The sequence below is a fragment of the Bacillus sp. 05T31 genome (assembly GCF_056396725.1).
In genome coordinates this window covers 1-1,105 of the sequence record NZ_JBFTMA010001015.1, presented here as the reverse complement: position 1 = coordinate 1,105, position 1,105 = coordinate 1, and the positions used below count along the sequence as shown (strand labels likewise).

General features: G+C 34.8%; 1 protein-coding gene. It reads right to left on the bottom strand.

From position 1 onward, the window contains the following. Positions 1–167: 167 nt before the first annotated feature. Positions 168–1,105, bottom strand: a 938-nt coding sequence (locus AC1DJR_RS30890) for an S-layer homology domain-containing protein (RefSeq protein ID WP_477004350.1), incomplete at its 5' end; no start/stop codon positions are given.

The window sequence follows — 1,105 nt, the reverse complement described above, 5'->3', positions numbered from 1 at the left end:
GTATGTTTCAGATAACTTTGCAACAGAACCAAAGTAATCAACATCAAAAAAAGAACCTATTAATTGGGTTCTTTTKTTGAGCTATTTRTCAACTAAKGGTAGCACCAAATAAATTTTTATAGGTAGTAATATAAACTTATATTATGACACTTAACTTTATTTTCTTATTATTGATGAGATCGCTCATTTAAAATTGCATTATATAAAAACTGTGCATACTGTTCCCGTGTAACTTTCATATCCGGAGCAAATTTCCCTTCACCAATACCTGCTGCAATATGGTTCGATTGTACGGCACTAATTGCATCTTTTGCCCATGAATTCGCTGGAACATCGTTGAAATTATGTGGMGCCWTYACATYTAATCTAAAMGCTTTCKTAATAACTTGWGCCATTTCTGCACGTGTTAATGTAGCTTTCGGTCTAAAGTTTCCTTGATCATCGCCTTGGAAAATCCCTAGCTTAGTTAAAGCTAGTATTTCCTCAGGAAATATTGTTGAATTTTTATCGATATCTCCGTATGGATTTTCATATTTATCTTGTTTTTCTATATGCAAAGTACGGTAAATTAATGCCGCTACTTGTTCGCGTGTTACATTATCACCCATACCAAATATCCTATTCCCATAACCTGCAATAATTCCTTTATTCGCTAAATCATGAATCGCATTAAATGCCCAGTGTCCTTGTGGGACATCMTTAAATGTATTTCTATTTACTCCCGCATCAATTGTTAAATCATCATGTAAAAGAGTAATCGCATCTGTTACCCCAGTCTCACTTACATTAGAGTCAACTGTTACATCTTGCCCACTTTGTTTTGGCATGAATATATACCCGGTAAGCTTCTCTACTTGTACACGATATGTGTTTTCTATTAATCCATCAAACAAATAGTGGCCTTCTTTATCTGTTTTTACTTCTTTTAATCCATTCCCATCCTTATTTAACAGTTGAATACGAACGCCTTCCATTCCTTTTTCACCTTGATCTTGAATACCATTTTGGTTACTATCTTCCCATACTCGGCCACCTAATTTGAGCACATTCGCTTTAACAGGCTTAGAATCAGTTGCTTCCCAAATAGGAGCGATTAATATTGGAT